Annotated in this window: 2 protein-coding genes; both read left to right on the forward strand. The window is 78.3% G+C overall.

Features of this window, described 5'->3' with window-relative positions; genetic code table 11:
* Nucleotides 1-1,100: NAD(P)/FAD-dependent oxidoreductase (locus GTR00_RS20615; RefSeq protein WP_166613395.1), on the forward strand; the 1,100-nt coding region annotated here is incomplete at its 5' end.
* 151 nt (nt 1,101-1,251) lie between these two features.
* A partial coding sequence (locus GTR00_RS20620; protein ID WP_166613396.1) for a nuclear transport factor 2 family protein occupies nt 1,252-1,505 on the forward strand: 254 nt, incomplete at its 3' end.

A 1,505-nucleotide genomic window follows, 5' to 3' on the forward strand; every position in this document is an offset into this window, starting at 1 on the left:
TCGTCGTCGTCGGCGGCGGCGTGCTGGGCGCCTCCACCGCCGCCCACCTGGCCCGCGCCGGTGCGCGCGTCGACCTGGTCACCGAGGCGGAGGTCGCCTCCGGCGCCAGCGGCCGCTCGCTGTCGTGGCTGAACTCCGCCGGCGCGCGCAGCGACGCCTACCACCTGCTGCGCACCGTCGGCATCGACCGCTACCGCACCTTCGCCGCCCGCACCGGCCTGGACGACCGGATCCGCTTCGACGGCGGGCTCACCTGGGCCGGGCCGGGCGAGAGCCACAAGGAGCGCCACGCCCACGAGCTGTCCCTCGGCTACGACTCGGTGTGGCTGGCGCCGCAGGAGGTGGCGGCCTGGACGCCGGGCGTGGACGCGCGCGCGGTCGCCGAGGAGGGCGCGGTCTTCAACCCCGGGGAGGGCTGGGTGGACCTGCCGCTGCTGGTGCGGGCGCTGCTGGAGCAGCTGCGCGCCGCCGGCGGCGAGGTGCACACCGGCGTCGGGCGCGCCGCGCCGGTCATCACCGGCGGCCGGGCCACCGGGGTGCGGACCGCCTCCGGGCGCACCTTCCCCGCCGACGCGGTGGTGCTGGCCACCGGCCCGCGGGTGCCGCGCGACCTGGCCGAGCTGGGCGTGCAGGTGCCCGACGCCTCCCCGGTCTCGCTGCTGCTGGAGACCGGGCGCCTGGAGCACCCGCTGCGCGCGGTGCTGAACACCCCGCGCGTGGCGATCCGCCCCACCCCGCACGGCACGTTCGTGCTGGACTCCGCCTGGTCGGAGGAGGAGGTCGTGGTGCGCGGGGAGGACGAGCACGAGGTGCGCGCCTCCACCGTCGCCGGGCTGCTGGCCGAGGCCTCGGAGGTCCTGGCGGGCAACCCGCGCCTGGAGGTGGCGCGCCGGGGGGTCGGCCGCAAGCCGATCCCCGGCGACGGCGAGCCGGTGGCCGGGGCGCTGGCGGAGGTGGCGGGCCTGCACGTGCTGTTCACCCACAGCGGCGCCACCCTCGCCCTGGTGCTGGGCGAGTTCACCGCGCGCGAGGTGCTCGGCGAGCGCGTGCCGCTGCTGGAGCCCTTCCGCCCGCAGCGCTTCGCCGCCGCGGGGCGCTGACCCGCGGGCCGGTGCGGGCGGCGGCGGAGCCGGCCGGGCCCGCGCCGGCTCCGCCCTCGACGCCGCCGCCCGCCGGGAGAAGCATCCACGTGCGCACAGGACCGGCTCCCCCGGACCGGGTGAGCGAGCACCGGCACGCAGGAGGACGACGATGTCCATCGACACCACCACCGGGCTGTTCCAGAGCTACGTGGAGGCCCTGCTGAACGGCGGGGACTTCGCGCGGTACTTCACCGAGGACGTGCTGTGGACCACCGTGGACACGGGCGAGGAGGTGCGGGGGCGGCGGGCCGTGGCCGAGCACATCACCGCCCTGCACACCGTGGTCTTCGACGCCCGGCCCGAGGTGCGCGCCTCGGGCGCCGCGGGGGGCCACGCCGGGCCGGTCCGGTCGGGGGTCCGGCC

The sequence above is a fragment of the Kineococcus indalonis genome (genome assembly GCF_009906395.1).
Lineage (GTDB): Bacteria > Actinomycetota > Actinomycetes > Actinomycetales > Kineococcaceae > Kineococcus > Kineococcus indalonis.